15 protein-coding genes and 1 riboswitch are annotated in these 19,766 nt (G+C 68.3%); of the genes, 10 read left to right on the top strand and 5 right to left on the bottom strand.

Annotated features, from left to right (window positions below; all coding sequences use genetic code 11):
* Positions 1-4 precede the first annotated feature (4 nt).
* Positions 5-84: riboswitch (SAM riboswitch) on the top strand.
* 79 nt (positions 85-163) lie between these two features.
* A complete protein-coding gene (gene metZ, locus JHL17_RS29690) occupies positions 164-1,372 on the top strand; it encodes an O-succinylhomoserine sulfhydrylase (RefSeq protein ID WP_200198218.1) in 1,209 nt (402 codons plus the stop codon).
* Positions 1,373-1,457: 85 nt separating this feature from the next.
* On the top strand, positions 1,458-1,973 hold the full coding sequence (locus tag JHL17_RS29685) for a phasin family protein (RefSeq protein WP_200198217.1): 516 nt from the start codon (positions 1,458-1,460) through the stop codon (positions 1,971-1,973).
* 21 nt (positions 1,974-1,994) lie between these two features.
* Here the strand turns inward: JHL17_RS29685 and JHL17_RS29680 are convergent, their stop codons facing one another.
* Positions 1,995-2,963, bottom strand: a complete 969-nt coding sequence (locus tag JHL17_RS29680) for a cation diffusion facilitator family transporter (protein ID WP_200198216.1) — start codon at positions 2,961-2,963, stop codon at positions 1,995-1,997.
* A gap of 151 nt (positions 2,964-3,114) precedes the next feature.
* On the opposite strand from JHL17_RS29680, the gene JHL17_RS29675 reads away from it, so the two are divergent.
* Both JHL17_RS29675 and JHL17_RS29670 read left to right on the top strand, forming a co-directional pair.
* Positions 3,115-3,534 (top strand): OsmC family protein, encoded by a 420-nt coding sequence (locus tag JHL17_RS29675; protein WP_200198215.1) that lies wholly within the window; start codon positions 3,115-3,117, stop codon positions 3,532-3,534.
* 89 nt (positions 3,535-3,623) lie between these two features.
* Entirely contained in the window at positions 3,624-5,696 is a 2,073-nt protein-coding gene (locus JHL17_RS29670; RefSeq protein ID WP_200198214.1) for a YjbH domain-containing protein, read from the top strand.
* A 2-nt stretch (positions 5,697-5,698) separates the two neighbouring features.
* Here JHL17_RS29670 and JHL17_RS29665 read toward each other — a convergent pair whose 3' ends face one another.
* The gene (locus tag JHL17_RS29665; protein ID WP_200198213.1) at positions 5,699-6,115 is read right to left on the bottom strand and encodes a hypothetical protein; all 417 of its coding nucleotides are present in this window, start codon (positions 6,113-6,115) and stop codon (positions 5,699-5,701) included.
* A gap of 341 nt (positions 6,116-6,456) precedes the next feature.
* Here JHL17_RS29665 and JHL17_RS29660 point away from each other — a divergent pair, with 341 nt between their 5' ends.
* Positions 6,457-6,621: a DUF1328 domain-containing protein gene (locus JHL17_RS29660; RefSeq protein WP_042689062.1), complete on the top strand. Its 165-nt coding sequence runs from the start codon at positions 6,457-6,459 to the stop codon at positions 6,619-6,621.
* Between the two features lie 314 nt (positions 6,622-6,935).
* Here JHL17_RS29660 and JHL17_RS36825 read toward each other — a convergent pair whose 3' ends face one another.
* Positions 6,936-7,724, bottom strand: coding sequence for an RNA polymerase sigma factor (locus tag JHL17_RS36825; protein ID WP_211113584.1), 789 nt, complete (start codon positions 7,722-7,724; stop codon positions 6,936-6,938).
* A gap of 669 nt (positions 7,725-8,393) precedes the next feature.
* Here JHL17_RS36825 and JHL17_RS29650 point away from each other — a divergent pair.
* The 4 genes from JHL17_RS29650 to JHL17_RS29635 all read left to right on the top strand — a co-directional run bounded on the left by JHL17_RS29650 (position 8,394) and on the right by JHL17_RS29635 (position 11,147).
* Positions 8,394-9,320 (top strand): lytic transglycosylase domain-containing protein, encoded by a 927-nt coding sequence (locus JHL17_RS29650; RefSeq protein WP_211113583.1) that lies wholly within the window; start codon positions 8,394-8,396, stop codon positions 9,318-9,320.
* 201 nt (positions 9,321-9,521) lie between these two features.
* Positions 9,522-9,857, top strand: coding sequence for a hypothetical protein (locus JHL17_RS29645; RefSeq protein ID WP_200198212.1), 336 nt, complete (start codon positions 9,522-9,524; stop codon positions 9,855-9,857).
* Positions 9,858-9,993: 136 nt separating this feature from the next.
* Positions 9,994-10,305, top strand: a complete 312-nt coding sequence (locus JHL17_RS29640; RefSeq protein WP_200198211.1) for a hypothetical protein — start codon at positions 9,994-9,996, stop codon at positions 10,303-10,305.
* Positions 10,302-11,147 carry a class I SAM-dependent methyltransferase gene (locus JHL17_RS29635; RefSeq protein ID WP_247893888.1) on the top strand — a complete coding sequence of 282 codons (846 nt, stop codon included), beginning with the start codon at positions 10,302-10,304 and terminating at the stop codon, positions 11,145-11,147. Before JHL17_RS29640 ends, JHL17_RS29635 begins: the two co-directional genes overlap by 4 nt.
* Before the next feature lie 67 nt (positions 11,148-11,214).
* Here the strand turns inward: JHL17_RS29635 and JHL17_RS29630 are convergent, their stop codons facing one another.
* Both JHL17_RS29630 and JHL17_RS29625 read right to left on the bottom strand, forming a co-directional pair.
* Positions 11,215-15,459, bottom strand: coding sequence for a translocation/assembly module TamB domain-containing protein (locus JHL17_RS29630; RefSeq protein ID WP_247893887.1), 4,245 nt, complete (start codon positions 15,457-15,459; stop codon positions 11,215-11,217).
* Between the two features lie 166 nt (positions 15,460-15,625).
* The gene (locus JHL17_RS29625) at positions 15,626-17,662 is read right to left on the bottom strand and encodes an autotransporter assembly complex protein TamA (protein WP_247893886.1); all 2,037 of its coding nucleotides are present in this window, start codon (positions 17,660-17,662) and stop codon (positions 15,626-15,628) included.
* Positions 17,663-17,855: 193 nt separating this feature from the next.
* On the opposite strand from JHL17_RS29625, the gene typA reads away from it, so the two are divergent.
* On the top strand, positions 17,856-19,682 hold the full coding sequence (gene typA, locus JHL17_RS29620; RefSeq protein ID WP_200198210.1) for a translational GTPase TypA: 1,827 nt from the start codon (positions 17,856-17,858) through the stop codon (positions 19,680-19,682).
* The last annotated feature ends 84 nt before the right edge of the window (positions 19,683-19,766 follow it).

Below are 19,766 nucleotides of genomic sequence, written 5' to 3'. Positions count from 1 at the left end.
ACAAGCGACCCAACGTGGTGATTTGGTCGACCGGCTTGCGGGCCACGTAAAACAACCCGCTAAAAAGGTCCGAGCCGCGTCCGCGCCTCGACCCGATCGGTCGGGGCGTTTTTTTTTGCGGCCGGCCTTGCCCCACCGGCGATCATCAGGGGAGAGTCGCGGAATGTCGCGCACCGATCATCGCAATCCGAATGTCGCGGGGCTGCGCCCCCGCTCCAAGCTGGTCCATGGCGGCATCCGCCGCTCGCAGTTCGACGAAACCTGCGAGGCGCTTTACCAGACCTCCGGCTTCGTCTACGGCTCGGCCGAGGAGGCGGAGAACGCCTTCGCCAACGACGGCTCGCGCCACGTCTATTCGCGCTTCCGCAACCCGACCTCGGCGATGTTCGAGGACCGGCTGGCCGAGTATGAAGGCGCCGAATGGGCCTATGCCACCTCGAGCGGCATGGCTGCCGTGCATGGCGCGCTGATGAGCGGCCTGCGCACCGGCGACCGCGTGGTGGCGCCCCGGGCGCTCTTCATCTCCTGCTACTGGATCCTCAAGGAGCTGTGCGGCCGCTTCGGCATCGAAGCGGTGTTCGTCGACGGCACCAACCTGACGGAATGGGAAGAGGCGCTGTCCAAGCCGACCAAGGCGGTCTTCCTGGAAACCCCGTCGAACCCCGGGCTCGAAGTCGTCGACCTGCAAGCGGTCTGCGATCTCGCCCACAAGGCGGGCGCGGTGGTCGTCGCCGACAATGCCTTCGCCACCCCGGTGCTGCAGCGCCCGTTCGAGTTCGGTGCCGACGTCGTCATCTATTCGGCGACCAAGCACATCGACGGCCAGGGCCGGTGCCTGGGCGGCGTCATCCTGGCCAAGGACAGGAAATACGCGGCGGAAGTCATCCACCCCTTCCTGCGCAACACCGGCCCGACCATCTCCCCCTTCAATGCCTGGCTGCTGCTGAAGGGCATGGAGACGCTGGAACTGCGCGTCCATGCCCAATCGGCGGCCGGGCTCCAGGTCGCGGAGTTCCTGGAAAGCCATCCCAAGGTCGCCCAGGTGCTCTACCCGCTGCTGCCCAGCCATCCGCAATATGACCTGGTGCGCAAGCAGATGACCGGCGGCGGCAACATGCTGTCGGTCTTCCTGAAGGGCGGCAAGACCGAGGCGTTCAACGCGCTGAACGGCCTGCGTATGGTGATGATCTCCAACAATCTGGGCGATTCGAAAAGCCTGATCACCCATCCCGCCACCACCACCCATTCCAAGCTGACGGACGAGGAAAAGATCGCCGCCAGGATCGAACCCGGCCTGCTGCGCCTGTCCGTTGGTCTCGAGGACCCCCAGGACATCATCGAAGATCTCGACCGCGCCCTCGCCGAGGCGTAAAGATCGTCCCGGAACTTATGCTGCAGTGCAGCGTTGATGCTGCGGCCGGGTTCCGGCAACGATTTCCGAGAGAGGGGCGACGCCCATGACAAAGCAGAATGCCGGCAATGGCCATCCCACCGACAGGCTTCTCGCGGTGGCGGGCCAGTTCACCAAGACCGGCCTTCGCGGCAGCGAAATGGGCGTCGCGGCGGCACAGACCATCGGCTATCGCACCGCGATGATGACGGCGGCGCTGTCCAATCCCATCGACTTCGCCAATCCGGAATTCATCCGGATGGGCTCGGAGAAGGTCGAGGCGGCGGTTGAGGCCTTCCATGCCGTCGCCACCGGCATCGGCGAATTCGGGCAGGCCTGGGTCACCATGCTCACCAAGCAGACCCAGGCCGCAGCGGCGACCATCGGCGGCCTCGCCACCTGCAAGAATCCGATCGAGATCGTCGACGTCCAGCAGCGCCTCCTGACCGAGGCCGTCGATGCCGGCATCCACGCCAACCTGCGCCTGATCGAGGCGACGGCCGCACTTGCCGCAGCCAGCATGAACCCGGCCTACCGCAAGGTGCGTGCCAACGCCCGCCGCCTCGCCCGCGAGCAAGCCTAGAAAACCGCTAGGCCTCCTGGATCAGACCACGTCCGCCGGGGCAAGGCGGCAGCAACTGCCGTCATGCTCCACCTGGATGGTGGCGTGGCCGATGCCGAAGCGATCCTTCAGCACCGATGAGATTTCCAGCAGCAGGGCGTCGTCCTGGACCATTCCGGGGCGGACCAGATGGGCGGTCAGGGCGGTTTCCGTCGTGCTGATCGGCCAGATGTGCAGGTCATGCACGGCGGCGACACCGGGCAAGCCGGCCAGATAGCCTTCCACCCCCGGCAGATCGATGCCGTCGGGCACCGCACTCATCGCCAGCCGTACCGAATCGCGCAGCAGACCCCAGGTGCCGGCGATGATGACCAGCGCGATGACGATGCTGGTCGCCGGGTCGAGCCACAGCCAGCCGGTGAAGCGGATCGCCAGGGCCGCCACCACGACGCCCAGCGATACGGCCGCGTCCGCCGCCATGTGCAGATAGGCTCCGCGCAGGTTGATGTCCTGCTTCTGGCCCCCCATGAACAGCCAAGCGGTCCAGGCATTGATGACGATGCCGACCACCGCCACCGCCATGACCGTCGTCTCCCCCACCGGCTCCGGCGCGGCCAAGCGGTTGGCCGCCTCCAGCAGGATGGCGCCGACGGCGATCAGCAGGATCATCGCATTCGCCAGCGAGGCCAGGATCGACGCGTTGCCAAAGCCGTAGGTGTAGCGCCCCTTCGGGATCCGGCGCCCCAGCCCTGCGGCCCCCCAGGCCAGCAGAAGCCCCATCACGTCGCTGAGATTGTGCCCGGCATCGGCCAGCAGCGCGGTTGAGTTGGCGAGCAGTCCATAGACGGCCTCCACCACCACGAAGCCGATGTTCAGCAGCGCCCCGAGCGCGAAGGAGCGGTCGTAGCGTGCCGGACCGTGGTGGTGATGGGCGCCGTGATCGTGCCCGGCATGAGAGGAGTGGGCGTCGGGCGCATGGGAGGAACCGCCATGGGAATGTCCGTGCGGCATGGTTGGAAGGCCTTCGTCGTCTGGAATTCGTCGCGGTGCAACAACTCTGGGCGCACCGCCCTGCCCCGGCAAGCCCCCCTCTTGCACCGATCCCCCGCGGCGCCTAGCTTCGCGCGGTCACCGACATCAACCGTGAACGGAGGAAATGGTCATGAAGGCGCGCGTCACCTGGGTGGACGGCAAGATGTTCGTCGGCGAATCCGGAAGCGGCCATGCCGTGGTGATGGACGGCGCTCCGGAATCGGGCGGCCGCAACGCCGGCGTCCGCCCGATGGAGATGCTGCTGATCGGCATGGGCGGCTGCACCTGCTTCGACGTGGTGATGATCCTGGAAAAGGGCCGCCAGCAGATCACCGACTGCGTCGCCGCCATCGAGGCCGAGCGGGCCGACACCGACCCGAAGGTCTTCACCAAGATCCACGTCCACTTCACCGTCACCGGCCGCAAGCTGGACCCGGCCAAGGTAGAGCGGGCCATTGCCCTGTCGGCGGAGAAATACTGCTCCGCCTCCATCATGCTGGGCCAGACCGCGGCCATCACCCACGATTTCGAAGTGATCGAAGCACCGTAACGACGGAAAGCGGCACGTCTTTCCGGTTGCATTCATACGAATGATGCGCGAAGGATCGGACCATCAATCCGACTCTTCGCGATCGATGCGTGCGCAGATACGCCTTTCTCGTCCTTCTCGCGGCTTTCCCGTCCTCCGTCTTCGCAGACGAGGCGCGTTACAGCCTGTCCGACTGGGGCGCCGTAGGGCTGCTGCAGATGCCGAACGCACGGATGGCACCCGACGGCTCGATGAGCGGCGGACTGACGGCGCTCGGCGACCTGCACCGCCATTATACGATCTCCGCCCAGCCGTTGCCCTGGCTGGAAGTCACCGCACGCAACAGCGCCTATCCCGGCTATTACGGCCTCACCGAGCCCGGCCTCGACCTCAAGGTCCGCCTGCGGCGCGAGGACGAGCGTGGACCGGCCTTGGTGGTCGGCGGACGCGACGTCACCGGATCGGGGCTGGACCTGCCGGGAAAAGGGCGTTTCGCCGGTGAATACATCGCCCTGACACGACGCTGGCGGGATCTCGACCTGACGCTCGGCATGGGATGGGGCACGCTGGGGGAAGCCGGGCATCTGCGCAACCCGCTGCGCTTCCTGGGTGGCCGTTTCCATCGCGATCGCGATCCGTCCTCCTGGCCGACCACCCGCGGTCCGAAGGCGTGGTTCGGCGGCGAACGGATCGCGCTGTTCGGCGGCGTCGAATGGCACACCCCCGTCGACGGGCTGAGCCTGAAGTTGGAGTCGTCCGGCGACCGTTTCCGCGCCCAGCGGCAGGACGAGCCGGGATTCGCTCCGGGCAGCCGCTACAGCCTCGGCCTGTCCTGGCGTCCGGCATCCTGGGCCGACCTGGGGGCTGCTTACGAGCAGGGAAGGCGGCTGATGCTGCGGCTGTCGGTCCGCTTCGATCCGGCGGTGGATGCCGACCGCCCCGACCAACCTCCTCCCGTGGTCGGGCCGCGCCCATCGGATGGCGCTTCCCTGTCGGCCGACGCCATCGCCCTGGTGGCCCGCAGCCGGGGCTTGCCCGTTCGCGCCGTCCGGATCGACGGGGAAACCGCGACCCTCTGGCTCGATCCGGCCGGCGGCGGGCGGATGCCGCTGGCGCGCGAGGTCGGCGACGCCGCCCGCCTTCTGGCCGACCTCGCCCCGCCGCAGGTCGAGCGGCTGCGCGTCGTCACCGCCACCGCCGGGCTCGACACGGCCGCCGCCACCCTGCTGCGCCGCGACCTGGAGCGCGCCGCCGGCCAGCGCGGCAGTGCGGAAGAGATCTGGCGCACCACCCGGGTCGACCCGGCGGACGAGCCGCCGCCGCATTGGCGCCCAAGACTGGATCTGTCCACCCGGCTGGTCGCCAGCTTCGATCTGGCGGAACTGGGAACGGCGCTGGCCCAGCGCACCCACACCGACGTGATGCTGCGGGCGGAACCGCTGCGGGGGCTGGTGCTGGGCGGCGGCCTGCGCGTCAACGCAGCCAGCGATCTGCAATTCCTGGACACCAACGCCTTGCCGGCGGCACAGCCGGTGCGCAGCGACCTGCCCCGCTATGCCGACCGCCCGCTGTCCCTCGACCATGCCTATGCGGCTTGGCTCGCCCGGCCGATGGATGGGCTGACCACGCGGCTGTCCGCCGGACACATGGAGGAAATGTATGGAGGCATCGGCGCGGAGGCTCTGTTCCAGCCGCTCACCGCCCGCTGGGCCCTCGGCCTCGACCTCAATCAGGTCTGGAAGCGGCGGCCGGAAAGCCTGTTCGCCGTCGACCGCGGCGATGCGCGCGGCACCGGTCAGGCCAGCCTCTATTGGGAGGCCCCCGGTGCCGCCACCACCACCGCGCTGCGGCTGGGCCGCTATCTCGGCGGCGACTGGGGTGGAACGGTGGAGGTGATGCGCCGCTTCGATGGAGGCATCGGCCTCACCGCCCATGCGACCTGGACCGAGGGGCCGGACGGCGCCCAGAGCCGGTTCGGCGGGCGAATGGATTGGGGGCTGTCATTGGTGGTGCCGCTCGCCACGTCGGGATGGATGCCGGTCGGCGGCACGGTGGAGACGGCGGTCCGCACCCTGGGGCGTGATGCGGGGCAGCGATTGCGGCAGCCCCTGCCGCTCTACGACCTTCGCGTGCCGGGAGGCGTCGGTCGCCTCACCGGCACATGGTCTCACCTGCTGAATTGAACTCAACGGACCGGAGCGGCGGTCGGGTTCGTGGTGGGATTGCGCGGGTCGAGGACCACGGTCGTCCATTCGCCCTGGCGGGTCAACGCGCTGGCGACGTACCGCTGCCCGTCCTTGCGGAAGTCGCGCACCGATACATAGCCGGCCGCGCTGAGCTGGTTCAGCAACGTCGTCTGCTGCAACTCGATCGGCTTTTGTCCCGAGCCACGGCGTGCGGCGGTGACCGAAGCCGTCCGGCCCGCGGAACCGGCCGACCCCATGGCCGTCGATCCGGACATGTCGCCACCCGTGCTGCCGGAATAGGCGCCCGAATGGCTTTGGGAACCGGCGTAGCTTTGGGAATAGCTCTGCTGCGCCATCGCGGCCGGTGCCGCCGCGAACGAAGCGGCCACGGCCGCCAGGATCAATCGGGTCTTCATTGGGTCCTCTCCTGCTGTCGGCGCTCTCCCCGTGGAATGCGGGGCCTCGAGATCAGGGAAACACCTTGGCCGCGTGGTTGTTGCATAAATGCCAGTCGGCACCAGTAGACTGGCCGCCCGATACTCCGGCCCATCGGGAACCGGGAACATCACGCCGACGGCAGCGTTCTGGTCTTCGAATGCCGCCGTACCGGCTGTGCTTACCGTCACCTTGGGGCGACTTGCCGATCAGGCAGGGTTCCGGGTGCGGAGACGATGGAACGGCGGGTGCGGCCACGACTTGTCTCATGCGCGACGCCGGCAGTCCTTGACGACCATTCGGCTCAGCGAGGGAGGGTATGATGCTCTATTGGGCTCTCGTTTTCTTCGTCATCGCGCTGATCGCCGGCGCGCTCGGATTCGGTGGGATCGCGTCGGCCAGCTCCGGCATCGCGCAGATCCTGTTCTTCCTGTTCCTGGTCCTGTTCGCCATCAGCCTGATCATGGGGCTGGTCCGGCGACGGTAGCACGGCAACCCGGCCGGACGTTCCGTCCAGGCCCTCCCTCGTTCAGGATGTTCTTTCACGGGGAGGAACCATGGGCGGATCGACCGGTTGATCGAGGCGTCTCCTGACGCTGCGGCACTCTCTCCTCCAGAGGCGCCGTCCGGGCCGGCGGGCTCGGTACGCGCTTCGACCGTCCCCGCCTCCGGCGGCGTCCCACCCGGGCGCCGCCATTCTTTTTGCCCGAAGCCGTCCTCCGATCGCGGCGTGCCGGAACGAAAGCGGGGCGCCCGGCGACCGGGCACCCCGCAAATTTTTATGTTTCCCAGGACGAACGTTCAGGCGTCGGCGTCGTCCGACGGATCCTGACCTTCCATCAGCAGCCTCAAGGCGCGGCGGCCACGTGACAGGCGTGACTTCACCGTTCCGATGGAGATGCCCAGGATGTCGGCCGCTTCGTTGTAGGAGATGCCCTCCAAGCCGATCAGCAGAACGACCTCGCGCTGCTCGTTCGGCAACAGGGCCAGCGCGCGGCGCAGGTCGCGCAGCTCCATCCGGACGAACTGGGAACCAGGAGCGGCGCCGATGGCGGCTTGAGCCTCCGCATCGATGTCGACCACCGGCTGGCGCCGCCGCACGCCGTTGATGTGCAGGTTGCGCAGGATGGTGAACAGCCAGGCGCGGAGGTTGGTACCGGGCCTCCACAGATGCAGGCGGGACAGCGCGCGCTCCAGACACTCCTGCACCAGATCGTCGGCCAGCGTGGCATCGCGCACCATGGCGCGGGCGAAACGGCGCAGGCGTGGGATTTCCTCCTCGATCTGGCGGATCACCGCGGGATCGGGCGGAGCGTTGGGATCGGGCCGGAACTCGTCTTCGGCATCGGCCAGCACGGTCTCGGTGCTGGCATCGGCGTCATCGGTCTCGGTGCTGGCTTCGGCCCGCTTGGCCTCCGCATGGACAGTCAAATGGGTCTCCATCCCGGCGTCGGCGGTTTCCTGGTCAGTATACGTCGGCAGGCCGCCCGAGCGGGTCCGGCCAACGGCCTCGGCGCCGAACGTCACCGGCTCGGCCAAGGCCGGGTGGTGCATTCGGTGGCTCACGGTGGTCGCGACGTGGTTCGCCATCGGTGAAACGATGCCTCCTTCAATGCCGTTCGCCGCAGTCTCGCCATCCGCATCTTGGTTGCGGCCGGCGAGGCCGGGGCCTCCGGCGCGAAGGCCCCGGACGTCGGAAATATCCCTGCGTCCGGGGCCGTCGAATTTGCGGCCGATTGTCTGGCCCGATCCGTACGTAATGAGCGTACAAAGGAGCTGCCAGCTGGGAAAAAGGCTAATGGCTCATACAATGGGTGCGGTTAACCCCCAGAGTACCCCGTGTATTCCAGCATGATCACCGTTCGGGCATTGGCGTAAAATTTGGTCTTTCGCTATCTCTCCATCTCGATTGGAGGACGCATGACCAACGTGAAAAGAAAAAGACCGACCGGCATTTGTCGATCGGTCTATATATTTTTTACTGGCGGCGCCACATCAAGTACTTACGACGACGTATTACCCGTCAGGCGCCCTTCCATTTCGGCTTATGCCGCCACGCTGGAGAGCAGACCGGAGGGATATGGTGACGCCCTCCTTGAGGGTTCTGTCTCCGACCTTTTGTCGATCTCCGAAATCTCGAAGAAAATCATACAGGGGGGTCCCGTGCAAGGCCACACAAACCTTTGCGGTACACCGTCCGCGCCGCGCGCTCCGGCAATTTTCCGGCGCAAAGGTGGACAGGGAACCCGCTTTGCGCGAATGGCCGCACTGACCGCGGCGCTGCTCCTGCCCGGCCTGCTGGCGACGGCGCCTGCGAATGCCGGCATCGCTGAAAAGACGGTCGCCATTCTGGAAACTCTGGCCAACAAGGGCAGTGCCCGTGCCCAGTATGAACTGGCGCAGCATTACGAGCGGGCCGACGGGGTGAAAGCCGATCCCCGGTTGGCCTTATCGCTCTACTGCCGTGCGGCGCGCCAGGACTACGCCGACGCGGCATTGATGGCCGGGCGCATGCATATGGCCGGGTTGGGCGGTGTGTCCAAGGATGCCGACCTTGGCCGTGCTTGGCTGCGCAAGGCCGCGTCACTCGGCAACGAGCAGGCGGAACGGCTGGTCGGCGGCGGCGAGACCAAGGTGAAGATGCCCGACCGCTGCGAACCGCCCAACCTGCGCTGGGGCATCATCCGCAAGCCGCCCGCCGAGATCCGCGCCATGGTGCAGAAGATGGCGCCCACCTACGGCCTCGATCCCGAGTTGGTGCTGGCGGTGATCGCAGTGGAGTCCGGCTATCGCGTCGACGTCGTCTCGAACAAGAACGCCCAGGGACTGATGCAGCTGATCCCGGAGACGGCCGAACGCTTCGGTGTCACCGATCCCTTCAACGCCGAACAGAACCTGCGCGGCGGCATGAAGTACCTGCGCTGGCTGCTGGCCTATTTCGACGGCAACATCGCCTATGCCCTGGCCGGCTACAACGCCGGCGAAGGAGCGGTTCTTCAATACAAGGGCATCCCGCCCTACCGCGAAACCCAGGACTACGTGACCAAGATCCGCAGCGTCTACGCGCAGACCTATCATCCCTTCAACCGCGGCATCGTCCAATCGGCCGGGCTCGTCAGCACCGCGCGAGAGGAGGTTGCCGAGCTGTCGCTTTCGACCAGGACGCGCAGCAGCGGAAAACGCTGAGAACGGGAGATTGCGACTCGGAAAAATGCGACTCGGGCGACTCGACGGGCGCTTGGTTAACACTTTGGTTATAAAGTGACGATTACCCTTGGGGAACGACGGATTTCGCAAGTGCTGGCGACCTTTAGGACGCCTTCCCGCGTCACCCGCCAGCGTCTCACCTGCAACGTTTCATCCGAACGTTTCCCGAGGACCTGCCCGATGCCCATGGCCGCCGACGTCGACACCATCGAACGCACCTCCATCGTCGCCTACACGCTGCTGAACGAGCTTCATGAAGTCCTGGCCCTGCCCAAGGCTCCGGACGACGTCACGCTGGGCATTCTGATGGGCATGGCCATGTTCCTCGACGACAAGGTCGGCCCGATGCGCGCCAAGCGCCTGATGGCAGAGGCGCCGACCATCGTGCTGAAGACGGATGCCCACGTCACCTCCGACCAGACCCAGCGCATCATGCCGGTCCTGCGCGCCTTCGGCGACCACCTGAAGGACCTGCGCATGAAGGCGGAGCGTCCGGTGAGCGGCTCGGTGGGCTGACCGCCGGACCTTTCCCCTGTCCCTGACACCGTTGCGACGATGCGGACCCGACGCCGACCCTGGCGTCGGGTCGGTTGCATTCCCGGATTGCAAGGCTGCTTGACCGCTTGGTGAAATGGGCGGAAGCTTTCCGCCCATGGACTGGTTCACCGGGATCAGCATCGTCGCCATCGCGGCCGGCGTGACCATCAGCCTCGTCGTGCTGGTGGCCGTCGGGTCGATCCGACGCGGCCTGAACGAGGCGGCGGCCCGCCAGTCCCAGCAGATCCGCAAGCTGACGGAGACGGTGGCGACCATTTCCCAGCAGCAGCAGGCGGCGCAGACCCGCATCCAGCAATTGACCGAAGCCAACCGCAAGCTGACCGACGACCTGTCGGCGCTGGGCGAAAGGCTGACCGATGCCGACACGGTCAAGCGCATGGCCGGCACGATAAGGCTTCTCCATTGACCGGGAACACGGATCACGACATCGCGCATCCGGACGCCGCCCGTGAACGCGAGCGCTGGGCCGCCAGCGCCGACGCCTGGGACCGCTGGGCCGATCCGATGGCCGATCTGGCCGACAAGCTGAACCGCCCCCTTCTCGACGCCGCCGGACTGGCGGAAGGCCACCGGCTGCTCGACCTTGCGTCGGGCGCGGGCGAGCCGGCGCTGAGCGCCGCCCGCCGGGTCGGCCCCGGCGGGCTGGTGGTCGGCAGCGACCTCGTCCCCGGCATGATGGCCGGTGCCGTCCGCCGTGCCCGTGGCGTGGAGGGGCCGGCGCCCGCCTTCACCGCCGCCGACATGACCGCCCTGCCCTTCGCCGACGCTGCGTTCGACGGCGTGACCTGCCGCTTCGGCATCATGTTCGTACCGGCGGTCGAGGCCGCGCTGCGTGAGGTGCGGCGCGTCCTGCGCCCCGGCGGCAGGGCCGCCTTCATGGTGTGGGGACCGCGTGCCGGCAACGGTCTGTTCGCGGAGATCGGCGACGCGGTGGCCGAACATCTGGGCGAGGACGGCAGTCTCGACCCGCTGTTCCGCTTCGCGGAGCCCGGCCTGCTTGCCGGGGTGATGCGCCGCGCCGGCTTTGCCGAAACATCGGAAACCGACTTGACCCCGGTGCGCAAGGCGCCGGCCGGCCAGCCATTCTGGCGCGCCGCCCTGGACATGAGCTTCGGCCATCGCCTGGCGGACTTGACTGCCGGACGACGCGAAAGGCTTGAGGCGGACATCGCCCGGCGGTTCGCGGCGCAGGCGGTCGACGGTATCGTACCGGTGCCGTCGCATGCGCGGATCGCCGTAGGGAGATAGAGAGGCGGGAAGCAGAGGGACCGGCGGCAGGAAGGCGGCAGGGCCGCCCCCCGTCATGCGTCGTTCCTCAATAATCCTTTTCGTACACCACCCCGAACTTGGTCTCGGAGTTGGCACCGACCGACGCGGTCCCTTTCAGGTTCTTGGTGATGTCGATCTCGACCTTCGCCCGGCTCTGATTGGCGCCGATGCCCTGCTCGACGCCGACATAGACGCGGTCGCTGACATAACGGCCGGCCTGAACGGCTCCGCCCTTGCCGTTCTCGCCCTGGGTGAAGTCCAACCGGTCGACGCCGAGGCCCTGGCGCACCTTGTCGAGGATGCCGCCGCCACCGCCGCCGACCCCCGCCAGAGCCGCCGCCGACTGCGCCAGCTGAACCGCCTCAGCCGCGCTGAGGTCGCCCACCGACTTGCCGAACAGGACGCCGGCCAGAACCTCATCCTGCGGCAGTCCTTGCGGAGAGGTCAGTTCGATCTTCGGCTGGCGCGCCGTGCCGCTGACCACGACGTCGGCGGTGATGCCGTTGGCCGTCGCCTCCGCCAGCAGGTCGAGCCGTGGATCGATGGGCTGGGTTCCGTCGAAGTCGAAGATGCCGCGCTTGAACTCGAAATTCTTCGCCAACAGGTTCAGGCTGCCCTTCAGGATGGTGAAGCGGCCCGTCACTTCCGGCGCCGCGGCGGTGCCGCGCACGCGCAGGTTGCCGCCGAGTTCCGCGTTCAGCCCGCGGCCGCGCACGAAGATCTGGTTCGGCGCATTCACCGTCATGTCCAGTGCCAGCACGAAGGGCGTCGCGGCGGGCGGCGCATCCTGCGGCTGCGGCACGCGGCGGGTGCCGCCGGCGGTCGACACCTGCGTCGTCCCACGGGCGCGGCGGCCCTTGCCGACCTCCGTCACCTTCAGGTCGACGACATTGGCGGGCATGCGGTCGGGCACCTGGAGTTCGGCGCGGCGGATGTCCACCGGACCGGCCAGCCGGGCGTTGGCGAAGCCGCCCGTCAGGGTCAGGTTGGCCCCGATCTCCGCCGTCACCAGATCGATCTCCAGCAAACGGGCATTGTCGGCCTGCAGCGCGATGTCGAGCTGACGGTCGGCGGGAGCGGCCGGACGGATGACGCCGCTGGCGCTGATGGCACCGCCGTTGCGGGTCCGGCCGCGGAAGCTCTGGATGGTGAAGACGTCGCCGTCGCCGGCCAGCCGTGCCTCGATGTTGGTGATGACGGCCCCGGACGCCCGATTCTCGTAGCGTCCGTTCGCCAGCACCACCGACCCGCCGAGCGACGGCTTGGCCACCGTCCCGCCGGCCCGCACGTCCAGCCGCAGCGCTCCGCGGGCCCGGTCGCCGGATGCGGCGAGCAGGTCGTTCGCCAGCGACAGGTCGATCGTGCCGTCGACCGCCGCCTCCAGAGCCCCGTTGGGCGGAACGCCGACGGCGTAGCTGTTGGGGTCCATCACCAGCGGCAAGGCGGCGTTGGCGGTCAGCGTGCCGGCATTCTTCGGCATGGCGATCCGGCTGGTCAGCGACAGGCGGCGGTCACGCCACTGGGCATCCAGCGTGGCGTCGATGCCGGGCAGCCCGGCCTGGGTGGTCTGCTGCGCCTTCAGCCCGCTGATCCGCAGGGTGGCGTCGGCACGCGGGCTGCGCAGCGTGCCGGCCAGCGATGCCTTCGCGTTGGCGACGCCGTCGAGCAGCAGCGTCGGGCTGGCCAGCTTCGCCAGGGCCAGAGGCAGGCGATCGACGGTCAGTTCCCCGCTCAGCCGCTCGCCGTTCAGCCCGAGATCGGCGGCAATCCGGGCGTTGCCCGACGCCAGCCGCAATTCCTTCACTTCATAGCGGCGCTCGGCCAGCAGGATGGTCGCCGGGGCGGTCGTCCGCAACTCTTCCCCGGCATAGCGCGCCTGCAACCGGTCGAGGCGGATGCGCATCACCTCGCCCTCCCGCGCCAGCGCGCCGGCCAGATCGAGGGCGATCGGCTGCGCGCCGGTACCCGAGGCATTGACCTGGAAGCCGGCTTTCGCCGGCGACCCGTCGACGGAGGCGACGACGCTGCGCAGATCGTTGCCGGCGGCATTGCCGTCGGTCATCTCCACCCGTGCCTTGCCGCTGGGGGTGCCGAGCGCGTCGGCGACATCGGCCTTCGCGGTCAGGCGGCGGGCGGTCAGCAACGGTCCGCCGTCTCCCTCGACCCGCAGGTCGCCAGCCTCGGCCGTCAGGTTGGCCGCCTGCTTACCACCCTTGCCGTCGAGCGCCAGGGTAAAGCTCGCGCCGCCGCGAAGCGGCATCCCCGCCAGTTCCGACAGGCCGTTCAGGTTGGGCAGTTTGCCGTCCAGCCGCCCGGTGGCGAGCAGCGTGTCGAGCGCCACCTGTGCCTGACCGGTGATGCGGTTGGGCCCGTTGGCGACGGTCAGCCCATCGAGCCGCAGCGTCTGGTCGCGCAGCGCATAGCGCCCGTCCACCGACAGCGGCGTCTTGTCCAGGGTGGTGCGTGCCGACACCGTGCCGTTCGGGGTGGCAGGCAGGCCGGCAGCGGTCGCCTTCACTTCCGTGGCGCCCAGTCGGCGGCCCTGCACCACGAGGTCGCGCGCATTCAGCGTCGCCTGCGCCTCGATGGCGTCGAGCGGACCGCGGACGGTCGCCTCCAGCGTCGCAGCCCCCTCCAGCGGCGTGCCGAGCGCACCGCCCAGCGGCTCCAGCTTCGCCACCGTCAGAAGGGTCCGGGCATCGACCCGGTTCTGCGCCAGCGCGGCATTGCCGGTCAGCTTGCCGTTGCGGCCGTCGATCGTCAGGTCGGTCAGCCGCATGGCGCCGTCCGGCTCCATCCGGGCACCGAGCGCCAGCGTCGCCTTGTCGCCCAGAACGGCGTCGGCCGGGGTGCCGGTGGAAAGCCGGTCGAGACTTCCGGTCAGATCGGCGGCCAAGGTGCCGTCGGCACCGCGCTTCACCGGCCCACTCAACGCCACCGCCCCTGCCAGCGGCCTCCCGGCAAGACCGGACAACGGGGCGAGGTCGGCGGCGCTCGCGTCGAGGGTGAGGTCCACCGTCCGGCCCCAGCCGTCGATGCTTCCCTTCGCCTCGGCCCGCGCGGCGGCAGCGGTCAGCGCCAGCGTCTCCAAACCGATCTGGCCGCTGCCGGCATCAATCTGCGCCCGGGCGGCCAGGGTCGTTTCCGGCCCGGTGAGGCCGGACAACGCAGTATCGTCGGCGGCAAGGTCGCGCAGGGTGGCGTTCACCGCGAGGTTCAGCGCGTTCAAGGTCCCTTCGGCGGAGCCCTCGACCACGCCTTCACGCCAGGACAACGGCACCAGCGGGTGCAGGGTGGAGTCGGGGCCGGCCTGCAAGGTCCAGCGCAGGTTCAGGCTCTTGTAGTCGGCGGCGACATCGCCGTTCACCGTCGCGTTCGCTGCGGCGACGGTCAGTGCCAGCGGACGCAGGCTGATGGCGCCGGACTGCGCCCGCAGAACGGTCGCGTTCAGAACGGGGCTGGGACCGATCAGCGGCGTCACCGCATCGCCGGCGAGACCGGCGATCAGCGGCGCGAAGTTGCCGCCCGCCGCCAGCGTCAGGGCATGCCCCTCCGGCACCTTCTTGATGGTGGCGTCGGCGTTCAGGGCGCCGGTGGGCGCCGCAGCTTCGCCGGCCATGGCGGTCAGCTTGCCGGTCCAGTCGTCGAGGGTGCCGTCGCCCTTGAGCGTTAGTGCGACCGGCGGCAGGCCGGGCATCGACAGCGCGCGGGCCATGACGCCGCCTGCCGGTTCCGAGGCATCGACCGAGAGGTTGAGCGTGTTCTTGCCGGGATCGAAGGCAGCGACCAGATCGGCCTTGCCGGGCTTGTCGTCGATCCGCGCCACCGACAGGTTGGCGTTCAGCGCCCCGCCGCTATGCTCCAGCGCCAGGGCGCCGGCGATGCGCAGCACCGCCTGTTCACCCAGCAGAGCCGGAGCCAGCTCCAGCCGCTCCACCAGCAGCTTCTTCAGGTCGATGTCGACCGGCAGGCTTGGCAGCAGCGGCGCGTTGGGATCGGACGGCGATGCCGGCTGGGTGCTGACCGGGGCACGGGTCACCACGACGGATGCCGCCTCCAGCGAATCGATCTTGGCGCTGCGCATGAACAGGGCGGATGGCGACATCACCACATGCAGCCGGTCGATGGTCAGCCAGACGCCCTGGCTGTCGGCCAGCGTGACGGTGGCGATGGTGAAATCGGTGGGGATGCTGCCTTCGATGGCGCCCAGCTTCAGGTGCATGTCCGGCGATTCGACGGCCCCCTCGATCTTCCCGGTCAGCCAGTCGCGCGCGGAATCGCCGGCGAACAACGAAAAGGCCCTTGCGGGCTGCGGACCGGCAAGGAGACCGGCAAGGATCGTCAGACCGACCAGAAGGAAACGAACCGCCCTCACACCATGCCCTCTCACCAGTCACCCCATGTCCTAACCGCAATAAACGGTCATCGTCCCGCGGGATTGGGACGAAATTGCGTCATCAGAACGCCTGCCCCAGGCTGAGATACAGCTGCCAGCGCGAATCGCCGCTGGCGGGGTTGAAGGGGACGCCGACATCCACGCGCAGGGGGCCGAAGTCGGTGTAATAGCGCAGGCCCAGCCCGCCGCCGACGCGCAGCGGTTCGCTGAAGTCGGGATAGGCCGAATCATAGACCGTGCCGGCATCGACGAAGGGGACGATGCCGATGCTCTCCGTCACCTTGATGCGCAGTTCCGCCCCGATCTCGAACAACGACCGGCCGCCGACGGGATCGTCGTAGCGGTCGCGCGGCCCGGCCTTCTGGAAGCCGTAGCCGCGCACCGATCCGCCGCCGCCGGCATAGAAGCGGTGATCGGGCGGGATGTCGGTCAGCGAGGTGCCGAGGATGCTGCCCAAGCCGATCCGGCCCGCGGCGACATAGCGCCCGTCATTGCCGAGGTCGTAATAGGTGGAGCCGTTGAACAGCACCGAGGTGAAGGGCGACTTGGTATCGCCGCCCACCGGGAACCACGGCGTCACCTGCAGCGACGCCCGCTGGCCGGAGGTCGGGTTCAGCAGGTTGTCGGTGCCGTTCCAGGCCGCCCCCAGCGGCACGCCGATGAAGGAGGTCTGGTAGGTGGTGTCCTCCGTCCTCACCCGCCCCCGTTCGCCGGTCACCCCGTAGCTGACGGTCAGCTGGTCGGTCAGCGGCCGCTCCAGCTTGACCGTCAGTTCCGACGCGACGCGGCTGTAGGCCGGCGGCTGGTCGTTCACCACCGCGAAATTGACCACCAGCGACTGCTTCACCGCCAGGAAGTCGGGCTTGCGGAAATTGACGCTGAAGCGCAGGTCGGGCAGGTCGTTGCCCTTGCTGGAACTGCCGCCGGAGGAGCCGGCGACTCGCCCGACATCGACGCCGACGCGCAGCTGTTCCGCTCCGCCGAACAGGTTGCGGTGGCCCCAATAGGTATTGGCGCCGACCCCGTCCTCGGTCGAGTAGCTGACGCCGCCGCCGATGAAGCGACGCTTGCGCTCGCTGACCGTGACGATGACCGGCGTCACGCCGTCGGGCCCCGGCTCCTCCGCCATCCGCACGCGGACGGTGTCGAAGACCTGGAGGGCGGCGATGTCCTGGCGCGCCCGGTCGGTGGCGGCGGGATCGAAGACCTGCCCTTCCGTCCAGGCGAGACGCCCGCGCACCAACTCCTCGTCGACCTTCTCCAGCCCTTCGATCCGGGTGGCCCCATAGCGGGTGAGCGGGCCGGGATCGACGGTGTAGGCGACGTCCATCGTGTGGTCGGAATGGTCGACCACCACCTCGCGGTCGGAGGCCTTGGCGAAGGCGTAGCCGCGCTTGCTCAACCGGCCGACCAGTTCCGATTCGGCATCCAGCACCTTCTGCGCCAGCGCGGGCGCCCCGGCGGCGAGGCCGAGATCGTCGGTCGCGACCTCCTTCGGCAAAGTGGAGCCGCCCGTGGATCCATTGGTGCCGCGCACGGTCACGGTCTTGATGTGATAGAGCGGCCCCGGCGTCACGACCACGGTCACCTTGACCGGCGGCGGCTCTCCTCCCGCGGGCAGGGTGCCGGCGGCGGCGGGATCCTCGATGCGGATGTCCAGCTTGGCGTCGTAATAGCCGGCGGAGCGCAGGGCCGTCTGCAGACGGTCGCGGTCGCTGTCGGCCCGCCGCTCCAGCCCGATCAGCGAGGGCGGATGGTCGTTCTTCAACTCCACCAGCGTGGAGGCGTCGCGCAGCGTTCCGCGCAAGCCGTCGTCCTCGACACCGGTGATGTCCACCTCATAGGTGATGCCGGTCGGCCGCACCTCCTCGTCCGGCGGAGCCGCCTCCGGCGCCACCGCTGGCACCGCACCCGGTATGCTGTCGGGAGGCGAGTCTTGGGCATGCCCGACACCCGCCGGCCCCAGAAACAGCAGGGCGGCGACCAGCGGAGCGGCGATGGGGGCCTTGAGCGGAGCGGCTGCAATCCTCGTTGCAACGGCGGCGCGGCGGCGGGAAGCGGAAGCGAAGCGGATCATCGCCCCCAATGTAGGGCCCATTGACGCATGGCTCCATCCCGGAAATTCGCCCTAGACCAAAGGGCACGGCGCTTGCGTTTTTGCCGAGGATCCATATATTGCGCCGCAACAGTTTCCCCGACAGCGCCCACCGATTTCTTTCGGCGGGCCTTTTTGTTGTTTGTGGCATGACGCTGCTGCGTGTCGGGGGTGCCCTTGCGAGACCGAAGGCTCCATGAATCTCCGTAACGTCGCCATCATCGCCCACGTCGACCACGGCAAGACCACGCTGGTCGACCAACTCCTCAAGCAGGCCGGCTCGTTCCGCGAGAACCAGCAGGTCGCCGAGCGCGCCATGGACTCCAACGATCTGGAGCGCGAGCGCGGCATCACCATCCTGGCCAAGTGCACGTCCGTTCTGTGGAACGACCTGCGCATCAACATCGTCGACACCCCCGGCCACGCCGATTTCGGCGGCGAGGTGGAGCGCATCCTCTCCATGGTCGACGGCGTCGTCCTGCTCTGCGACGCGGCCGAAGGCCCGCTGCCGCAGACCAAGTTCGTGCTGGGCAAGGCCCTGAAGCTCGGCCTGCGCCCGATCGTCGTCATCAACAAGGTGGACCGTCCCGACGGCCGTCCGCACGAGGTGCATGACGAGGTGTTCGACCTGTTCGCCTCGCTCGACGCCTCGAACGAGCAGCTGGACTTCCCGACCCTGTTCGCCTCGGGCCGCAACGGCTGGGCGACCACGGACCTGGAGAACGGCGCCCGCGAGACGCTGACCCCGCTGTTCGAGCTGATCCGCGACCATGTCCCGGCCCCGAAGGTCGTGGAAGACCTGCCCTTCAGCATGCTGGCGACCACGCTGGAAGCGAACCCGTATCTGGGCCGCATCCTGACCGGCCGCATCCTGTCCGGTTCGGTCAAGGTCAACATGGCCGTCAAGTCGCTGAGCCGCGACGGCAAGCTGATCGAGAACGCCCGCATCAGCAAGGTGCTGGCCTTCCGCGGGCTGGAGCGCGTTCCGGTCGACGAGGCGCATGCCGGCGACATCGTCGCGCTGGCCGGCATGACCAACACCACGGTGGCCGACACCATCTGCGCGCCGGAAGTCTCCGAGCCGCTGTCGGCCCAGCCGATCGACCCGCCGACCCTGGCGATGACCTTCTCGGTCAACGACAGCCCGCTGGCCGGCCGTGAGGGCGACAAGGTCACCAGCCGCATGATCCGCGACCGCCTGTTCCGCGAAGCGGAAGGCAACGTGGCGCTGCGCATCTCCGACACCGAGGGCGGCGACGCCTTCGAGGTGGCCGGCCGCGGCGAACTGCAGCTCGGCATCCTGATCGAGACGATGCGTCGCGAGGGCTACGAGCTGGCGATCAGCCGTCCGCGCGTGCTGTTCAAGACCGATCCGCTGAACGGCCAGCGCCTGGAGCCGATCGAGGAAGTCGTCGTCGACGTCGACGAGGAGTTCTCGGGCACCGTCGTGCAGAAGATGGCGGAGCGCAAGGCCGACCTCATCGAGATGCGTCCCTCGGGCGGCAACAAGACCCGCATCGTCTTCCATGCGCCGTCGCGCGGCCTGATCGGCTATCAGGGCGAGTTCCTGACCGACACCCGCGGCACCGGCATCATGAACCGCCTGTTCCACGGCTATGCCCCGTTCAAGGGCGCCATCGCCGCCCGGCGCACCGGCGTGCTGATCTCCAACGCCGACGGCACCGCTGTGGCCTATGCGCTGTGGAATCTGGAAGACCGCGGTCCGATGCTGATCGATCCGGGCGTGCCGGTGTACCAGGGTATGATCATCGGCGAGCACACCCGCGGCAACGACCTCGAGGTCAATGTCATCAAGGGCAAGCAGCTGACGAACATCCGCACCACCAGCAAGGACGAGGCGGTCCGTCTGACCCCGCCGATCCAGATGACGCTGGAAAAGGCGCTGTCCTACATCTCCGACGACGAGTTGGTGGAGGTGACGCCGAAGTCCATCCGCCTGCGCAAGCGCTACCTCGACCCGAACGAGCGCAAGCGCCACTCCCGCGCTGCCGAAGCCAGCTGATAACGGTTCGCATGTAGGTTAGAGTACCGGCGGCGCTTGCCCCCCTGACAGGGAGCAGGCGCCGCCTTCTTTTTTGAACCGCCC

This window comes from Azospirillum endophyticum (assembly GCF_016595245.1).
GTDB lineage: Bacteria > Pseudomonadota > Alphaproteobacteria > Azospirillales > Azospirillaceae > Azospirillum > Azospirillum endophyticum.
This window is presented reverse-complemented; position numbering and strand designations above follow the sequence as displayed.